This window comes from Acetobacter orleanensis (assembly GCF_001581005.1).
GTDB lineage: Bacteria > Pseudomonadota > Alphaproteobacteria > Acetobacterales > Acetobacteraceae > Acetobacter > Acetobacter orleanensis.
This window is the reverse complement of record NZ_LHZV01000047.1, coordinates 38,989-46,871: the sequence shown is the minus strand read 5'-3', so window position 1 is coordinate 46,871 and position 7,883 is coordinate 38,989. Positions and strand designations below refer to the sequence as shown.

At 57.4% G+C, this 7,883-nt stretch carries 8 protein-coding genes; all 8 read left to right on the top strand.

Going from position 1 to position 7,883, the window contains the following annotated elements; translation table 11 throughout:
* Window positions 1-1,069: transketolase C-terminal domain-containing protein (locus AD949_RS02850; RefSeq protein ID WP_282955668.1), on the top strand; the 1,069-nt coding region annotated here is incomplete at its 5' end.
* A gap of 4 nt (window positions 1,070-1,073) precedes the next feature.
* Window positions 1,074-1,823, top strand: a complete 750-nt coding sequence (locus AD949_RS02845) for a TlyA family RNA methyltransferase (RefSeq protein WP_048836308.1) — start codon at window positions 1,074-1,076, stop codon at window positions 1,821-1,823.
* A 156-nt stretch (window positions 1,824-1,979) separates the two neighbouring features.
* A complete protein-coding gene (locus tag AD949_RS02840) occupies window positions 1,980-2,600 on the top strand; it encodes a hypothetical protein (RefSeq protein ID WP_048836307.1) in 621 nt (206 codons plus the stop codon).
* A gap of 161 nt (window positions 2,601-2,761) precedes the next feature.
* On the top strand, window positions 2,762-3,976 hold the full coding sequence (gene rlmN, locus AD949_RS02835; protein ID WP_048836306.1) for a 23S rRNA (adenine(2503)-C(2))-methyltransferase RlmN: 1,215 nt from the start codon (window positions 2,762-2,764) through the stop codon (window positions 3,974-3,976).
* Window positions 3,977-4,088: 112 nt separating this feature from the next.
* Window positions 4,089-5,330: an argininosuccinate synthase gene (locus AD949_RS02830; protein WP_048836305.1), complete on the top strand. Its 1,242-nt coding sequence runs from the start codon at window positions 4,089-4,091 to the stop codon at window positions 5,328-5,330.
* A 43-nt stretch (window positions 5,331-5,373) separates the two neighbouring features.
* A complete protein-coding gene (locus AD949_RS02825; RefSeq protein ID WP_048836304.1) occupies window positions 5,374-5,865 on the top strand; it encodes an FKBP-type peptidyl-prolyl cis-trans isomerase in 492 nt (163 codons plus the stop codon).
* Between the two features lie 60 nt (window positions 5,866-5,925).
* Entirely contained in the window at window positions 5,926-6,396 is a 471-nt protein-coding gene (locus AD949_RS02820; protein ID WP_048836319.1) for a c-type cytochrome, read from the top strand.
* A gap of 36 nt (window positions 6,397-6,432) precedes the next feature.
* Entirely contained in the window at window positions 6,433-7,428 is a 996-nt protein-coding gene (gene trpS, locus AD949_RS02815; RefSeq protein WP_048836303.1) for a tryptophan--tRNA ligase, read from the top strand.
* Window positions 7,429-7,883: the final 455 nt, after the last annotated feature.

Below are 7,883 nucleotides of genomic sequence, written 5' to 3'. Positions count from 1 at the left end.
TAACCCGGCGGAAAAAGCAGGGGATAAATATCACGCCGTCGCCAAGTTCAATGTCGTCACGGGTGAGCAGAAAAAGGGTCCCGCTGGCCCGCCGTCCTATACGTCCGTGTTCGCAAAGGAACTGGTGCGCCGGGCTGCTACCGATAAAAAGATTACGGCGATCACCGCCGCTATGCCGTCCGGCACCGGGCTGGATGCGTTTGCCAAAAACTATCCCGACCGCTTTTTTGACGTCGGCATTGCCGAGCAGCATGCCGTGACCTTCGCGGCCGGTATGGCCACAGAAGGGCTGCGTCCGTTCTGCGCCATTTACTCCTCCTTCCTCCAGCGCGCTTATGATCAGGTGATGCATGACGTGGTGCTGCAAAAGCTGCCCGTCCGCTTCGCCATTGATCGCGCCGGTCTGGTGGGAGCCGATGGCGCGACGCATGCAGGCTCCTTTGACATCGCCTATTTGGGCTGCCTGCCCGGCATCAGCATCATGGCGCCGTCTGACGAGGTCGAACTGCTGCACATGACGGCTACCGCCGCCGAGTTTGATGAAGGCCCTATTGCCCTGCGCTACCCGCGCGGCAACGGCCTTGGGCTGGACCTGCCCGCGGAAGGTCAGGTTCTGGAAATCGGCAAGGGCCGGATTGTCCGGGAAATGGGCCGTCAGGCCGGGGCGGAGAAAGGCGGCATTGCCATCCTCTCGCTCGGCCCGCGTCTGGCGGAAGCCCTGAAGGCAGCAGACATGCTGGCCGCACAAGGGCTGGCCCCGACTGTAGCGGATGCCCGCTTCGCCAAGCCGATTGATACGGCTCTGGTGGAAAATCTGGCCCGTAACCATGCGGTGCTGATTACGCTGGAAGAAGGCTCGATTGGCGGGTTTGGCGCGCAGGTGGGCCAGCATCTGGCCAACACCGGCCTGCTGGACCATGTGCGCTTCCGCCCGATGACCCTGCCTGACATCTTCATCGACCATAACACGCAGGAGGCTCAGTACGAGCAGGCCGGGCTCACCGCCCCCTTCATCGTCAAAACTGCTCTCAGCGCGCTGGGTGTGGCTGTGGCGGAGCAGACGGCCTGATCCGATGGCACGCCGTCGTGTTGACCAGATGCTTGTTGACCGGGGGCTGGTTGAAAGCAGGACAAAAGCTCAGGCCCTGATTATGGCCGGGCTTGTGTTCACCGCAGAAAAGCGCGTTGCCAAAGCGGGCGATCAGCTTGCGGAAGACGCGCCTCTGGATGTGCGTGGGCAGGAGCATCCGTGGGTTTCTCGCGGCGGCTGCAAGCTGGCGCATGCTCTGGAATATTTCCATCTGTCGGCACAGGACCGTATCTGTCTGGATGTGGGCGCTTCGACAGGCGGCTTTACGGATGTCCTGCTGACCAACGGAGCCCGCAGCGTCTATGCTGTGGATGTGGGCCACGGACAACTGGCATGGAAATTACGGTCGGACCCGCGTGTGACCGTGATGGAAAAATGCAATGCCCGCCATCTGGACAACACGCTTATTCCGCAGGCTCCTTCTGTTATTGTGTGTGATGCCAGCTTTATTGGCCTGCGCACCGTGCTACCCGCAGCCTTAGCTCTGGCGGCGGATGATGCATGGGCCGTCGCCCTTATCAAACCTCAGTTTGAAGCCGGTCGTGACCAAATTGGCGCGAAAGGCGTGGTGCGCGACCCATTGGTGCATGACGGTGTGTGCCAGATGATTCACGACTGGTGGAGTGCCCTGCCCGGCTGGTCAGTTCTGGGGATTGAGCCTAGCCCGATTACAGGGCCGGAAGGCAACCGGGAATTTCTGATTGCCGCAAAACGGGTTCCCGCAGAAGCCTAAAACTCAGGCCCACCAGAAACAGTTCTTTAAAAGCGCTTTCTTAAAACATTTTTTATTGCCGGTAATTTGGTAAATCCGTGACTAAGTGTCACTTTTTCTGCCATATTCGTGAGTAATAAATCCTCATCACAGAGAATTAAAGGAAGCCTGCCGCTTATGCGTAAACTCATCATGATGCTTGGTGTTGCAACCGGCCTGCTCGGCATCACTGGTGGTGCCGGGGCTGCGCCTCGTCCCTATAACGCTGTTACCAACGCACCTGCTCCGCAGGGCAGTGTGACGGAAGCGGGAGGCCCTCTCTTGAGCGGGTATGAGCAGGACGGCCTGATCCTTCAGGATGACCTCAAAAACCAGACGCTGGTGATCTCGGCAGATCCGGCCACATTGCGTGCAAGCGCGCTTCCATCCGATGGCAACAACCGTTATCGCGTTGCCATGCGGGATGTGCTCTCCGCCGCAGCCTCATACGCCTATCTGTATTTTGGCCAGCATGCGGATGCTGATCATCTCTCGGTGGTTGCCAACATTCAGTCTGACGGTCTCCAGCAGGCGAGCATAGCCGGCGGCACGACTGAAGCTGAGCAGCCAGCAATGACGTTTGATATTCCGCGCCCGTCCTTCCCTATCTCTCCCGACGCCACTCCGGATGATTATTCCGCAAAAACAATCAGCACGATTCTCGGCGGGATTGATCCGGCTAAAACCAATATTGCTCCGTGGCTGCGTAACGGCCTGCAAAATAATCACGCCGGATCTGGCGCAACGCACACCCAGTAAAAGCGCGGTTCTTCCCGCTTGAACTCTTTTCCCCTCGGTTTCTTGCGGGGCTAAAAGTCTCAGCCCCGCAGTTCAGGAGAATTTATCAGGGGTCCGGTGTCTGCCGGGCCCCTTCTCTGTTATAAGGGCGTCTTTCCTCCCTTCCAGTAGTGGCTCCGTTCATGTCTTTAGGTAATTCTGCTCATCCCACACCATCGCACGATGCAGAGGCCGCAGCGTCTCTCAATGCGGATGAACGGGCCCGTATTCTGGCAAAAGCGGCCCTCTTCAGCCCGCCCCCGGCCATGCTGCCGGATGGACGGCGGGATCTGGTTGGCCTGACACGAGAAGAAATTACAGATATTCTGGTCGAAATTGGGGAAAAGCCGTTTCGCACCAAGCAACTCTGGCACTGGATCTATCATCAGGGCGTGACTGATTTCGCGCAGATGAGCAGCATTGCCAAACCGCTCCAACAGAAATTGGCGGAACGATTTGTGGTCGGTCGCCCGGAAGCGGCGACAGTGCAGACCTCCACAGATGAAACACGCAAGTTTCTTTTCCGGTTCCGGGACGGGCAAGAAGCCGAAACCGTCTATATTCCTGATCGGTGGGAAGACCGGGGGGCCGTATGCATTTCCTCACAGGTTGGCTGCACGCTCTCCTGCACCTTCTGCCATACCGGCACCCAGAAATTGGTGCGTAACCTCGGGGCTGCCGAGATTGTCGGCCAGTTTATGGCTGCGCGCGATTCCTATAACGAATGGCCGAGCCCGAAAGGCGATACACCACGCCTGCTGTCCACCATCGTGCTGATGGGCATGGGGGAACCGCTCTATAATTACGAAAACATTGCCAAGGCGATGCGGATTATTATGGACGGTGAAGGCATTGGCCTCTCGCGCCGCCGCATCACCCTTTCTACATCCGGCGTTGTGCCGCTGATGGATCGCTGTGGTGATGAGTTAGGCATTAACCTCGCCGTCTCCCTGCATGCCGTGCGCAACGACCTGCGCGATGAAATTGTGCCGCTCAACCGTAAATACCCGATTGAAGAGGTTCTCGCGGCCTGCCGCCGTTATCCCGCCGCCAGCAATGCCCGCCGCATTACGTTTGAATATATCATGCTGCGTGGCGTGAATGACAGCGAGGCTGACGCGCGCGAACTCGTTCGGCTGATTTCCGGTATTCCCGCCAAAGTGAACCTCATTCCCTTTAATCCGTGGCCGGGCAGCGCCTACCGCCCCTCCACGCGGGAACAACAGAATAAGTTTGCGGATATTGTTATGGCGGCGGGCTTTGCCTCCCCCATCCGGACCCCGCGCGGGCGCGATATTCTGGCGGCGTGCGGGCAGCTAAAAACCGAAAGTGAGCGTATCCGCGCCTCTCAAAGCTGATTTTTCTGCGCAGGACCACAGTACGCGGAGGATGGGCTCTGGCTCCCTTTCTCCGCTAGTGCTAGGACATTGTTCGGACTTTATTCATTACAAGATTTAGGAGACCTGCCTCATGGCCGCCACTGCCGCCAGAAAAGATGTCAAAAAGGTTGTGCTGGCCTATTCCGGCGGCCTTGATACGTCCGTCATCCTGCGCTGGCTGCAGAAGACCTACGGGTGCGAGGTTGTAACTTTCACGGCTGACCTTGGTCAGGGCGAAGAACTGGAACCGGCCCGCAAGAAAGCGGAACTGTTCGGCGTGAAGGAAATCTTCGTCGAAGACCTGCGCGAAACCTTTGTCAAAGACTTCGTGTTCCCCATGTTCCGGGCCAACACGTTGTATGAAGGGCAGTACCTGCTAGGCACCTCCATTGCGCGCCCGCTGATTGCCCAGCGCCAGATTGAGATTGCCCGCGCTGTTGGTGCGGATGCCGTGGCTCATGGCGCAACCGGCAAAGGCAACGATCAGGTTCGTTTTGAACTGGCCTATTACGCCCTGCAACCGGACATCACGGTCATTGCGCCGTGGCGTGAGTGGGATCTGACCTCCCGCACCCGCCTGCTGTCTTTTGCAGAAGAAAATCAGATTCCCATTGCCAAAGACAAACGCGGCGAAGCGCCCTTTTCTGTCGATGCCAACCTTCTGCATTCCTCTTCCGAAGGCAAGTTGCTGGAAGACCCGGCCATTGGCCCGGAAGAAATTGTTTTCCAGCGCACTATCTCCCCGGAAGCAGCACCGGATGTGGCGACGGAAATCACCATCGACTTTGTCAGCGGTGATCCGGTTGCCATTAATGGCGAGACCATGTCTCCCGCGACCCTGCTCACACGCCTGAACGAACTGGGTAAGGCTAACGGCATTGGCCGTCTGGATCTGGTGGAAAACCGCTTTGTGGGCATGAAATCCCGCGGTATTTATGAAACACCGGGTGGCACCATTCTGCTAACAGCGCACCGCAGCATTGAGTCCATCACGCTGGACCGTGAAGCTATGCATCTGAAAGACAGCCTGATGCCGCGCTACGCCAGCATCCTTTACAATGGGCTATGGTTCTCGCCGGAACGCCGGATGCTTCAGGCTCTGATTGATGCCTCTCAGCATTCTGTCTCAGGTCGCGTGCGCCTCAAGCTGTATAAGGGTAATGTGATTTGTGTTGGGCGCGAAAGCCCTAATAGCCTGTATGATACGCGCGTTGTAACGTTTGAGGATGATGAAGGAGCGTATAATCAGGCAGACGCACAGGGCTTCATCAAACTCAACGCGCTGCGACTGAGACTGGGAGCACAGATTGGCCGTAATGGCGGCGCACTCTGAGCTTCTGAATATGTGTCATTTTTTCTGAAATGCCGAGAGGACCATGACCCGTCGTTTCTCCATTACCCCCTATCTGCTTGCGGCCAGCATGGCCGTTTCCCTCACGGCTTGTGGGTCCCACAAGCCGGATGAACCCGAGCTGACCCCGACGCAGCAGTTTGACAAGCTGCGCAGCGAGCCCGGTGTAACGGTGCTGAAAGATGGTCTGGCTTACAAGGTTCTGCAATCTGGCAAGAAGGATGCAGAACAGCCCCGGCCGGGTGACGTCATGATGCTGATCTATGAAGGCCGTCTGCCAGACGGAGCCATTTTTGACAGCTCCGAACAGCATGGTGATGGCGCTTATATGCAGATGCCGCTTGAAGGTCTTGTCAAAGGCTGGATGGAAGCACTGCCTATGATGCATGTGGGCGATACATGGATGCTCTACGTGCCGCCGGAACTGGGCTATGGCCACAAGGCCATGGGCGTTATTCCGTCCAATAGTCCGCTTATTTTCCGTATCCAGCTGCTGGGTGTCACGCACGCGCAATAAGCCCCGTATGCTGCCAGAGCTGGCTTCACCCCCGTGAAGCCAGCGGGTCTTTTTAGCATCATGACGTTTTTCAAACGGCTCCATCCCGCTCTTTTTGCTGCCAGCGGGGCTGCTCTTTTTCTAACAGCCTGCACGCCCAAAAGCGGCGCTGGTCTGTACGGGACAAATTGCGGCATCTGCCACCATGGTGGTGATGGCATGCCGGGTGCCGTTCCGCCGCTGGTTGGGCGGATTGACCGTATTGCCAGCACAGCAGAAGGCCGAAAATATTTGGCTGATGTGCTGATGAATGGCGTTAGCGGCCCCATCAAGGCCAACGGTCAGCCTTACGAGGCGGAAATGCCGCCCTTCCGTTACCTGAAGGATGAGCAGGTTGCTCAGATCCTGACATGGCTCTCTTCCCGCGGGCACACATCCCCTGCCCCGCAGATTACCGCTGCCGAGATTGCGGTCGCCCGTGCTACTCGGAAGTCCGCAGGCATGGTCGCTCAGGAGCGGGAAGAACTGGACCGTAAAGCCCCCCTCCCCTGATTCTTATTTTTCCTGACGCAGGCACTGGTATTTCTTATGCAACGTATTTTTTCCGGTATTCAGCCTTCCGGCATTCCGCAGCTTGGCAATTATCTCGGTGCAATCCGCAACTGGGTGAGCCTTCAGGCTGACCATGAGTGCGTTTTCTGTCTTGTGGATATGCATGCCATTACGACGTGGCAGGCGCCGGACAAGCTGCGCAACCAGACGCTGACACAGGCGGCCATCCTGCTGGCCGCAGGGATTGATACGGACAAGCACATCCTGTTCAACCAGTCCGCCGTATCCGCCCATGCGCGGCTGGCATGGATTTTCAACTGCGTAACCCGCCTTGGCTGGCTGAACCGCATGACGCAGTTTAAGGACAAAGCTGGCAAAGACCGGGAAAACCATTCTGCCGGCCTCTATGTTTACCCGAGCCTGATGGCTGCGGACATTCTGGCCTACAAAGCAACCCGCGTTCCTGTGGGTGAAGACCAGAAGCAGCATTTGGAACTGACAAACGACGTCGCGCAGAAGTTTAACCATGATTATGGCGTGGAGTTCTTCCCGCAGGTCGAAGCCTTGATCCCGCCTGCCGCAGCCCGTGTCATGAGCCTGCGGGATGGTACAAAGAAAATGTCCAAATCAGACCCCTCTGCCCAGAGCCGGATCGAACTGACGGATGATGCGGACACAATTGCCCTCAAAATCCGCCGCGCCAAAACGGATACTGGCGTTCTGCCCGAAGAAGCCGGCGGACTGGCAGACCGTCCCGAGGCCAAAAATCTGGTGACCATTTACGCAGCCCTTGCCGATATGAGCGTGGAAGACGTTCTGGCGCGCCATCAGGGCGAAGGCTTTGGTCCCTTCAAGCAGGCGCTAACTGAGGTTGTGGTCAACGCCATTGCCCCAATTGCGCTGGAGACAACGCGCCTGATGCAGGATGAAACCCATCTGGCTAGCGTTCTCCGCTCCGGAGCCCTGCGCGCACAGGCCATTGCGGAACCGATTGTGACAGAAGCAGAAAAAATTGTCGGCTTTCTGAAGTAAAACCCCAATTTCAAGACGCCCTGACAGGTGGGAGAGTGATGATCTCCCGCTCTACCTGAGCAGAGAATGCAGAACGTGCATTACCCCATAAGACCCGGCGGCACCAAGGCAACTGGCACACACCCGGCCGCGAACAGGAGCAGTGTGTCCTTGTCGTGGTGCCAAAAGCGCCCGCCATGCCGCCTACAACGAAACACGCGATAATCTTACTGTGCAGCCACAGACACAAAACGGCCTGCGCATGCTTTTCTCGTTGTGCGGCGTGACGCAATGCGTCCAGCCAGCCGGCACGTTCAATTCCCCAACGCTCAGAAAGCCCGCACATTCACTGCTCTAGCTACAAGTGCTAGAGAGCAGCTCAATTTCCGGTTTGGCAGAAACATGCGCTTTCCTTTTTCAAGAAAAAGCATGGCTCAGCACATGGTTTCAGAAACCGGAATCCCTTTGGTGTGCTG

Coding starts and splice junctions, on each gene's coding strand:
- AD949_RS02840 (WP_048836307.1), top strand. CDS start 1,980: ATGCGTAAACTCATCATGATGCTTGGTGTTGCAACCGGCCTGCTCGGC.
- AD949_RS02830 (WP_048836305.1), top strand. CDS start 4,089: ATGGCCGCCACTGCCGCCAGAAAAGATGTCAAAAAGGTTGTGCTGGCC.
- AD949_RS02825 (WP_048836304.1), top strand. CDS start 5,374: ATGACCCGTCGTTTCTCCATTACCCCCTATCTGCTTGCGGCCAGCATG.
- AD949_RS02820 (WP_048836319.1), top strand. CDS start 5,926: ATGACGTTTTTCAAACGGCTCCATCCCGCTCTTTTTGCTGCCAGCGGG.
- rlmN (WP_048836306.1), top strand. CDS start 2,762: ATGTCTTTAGGTAATTCTGCTCATCCCACACCATCGCACGATGCAGAG.
- AD949_RS02845 (WP_048836308.1), top strand. CDS start 1,074: ATGGCACGCCGTCGTGTTGACCAGATGCTTGTTGACCGGGGGCTGGTT.
- trpS (WP_048836303.1), top strand. CDS start 6,433: ATGCAACGTATTTTTTCCGGTATTCAGCCTTCCGGCATTCCGCAGCTT.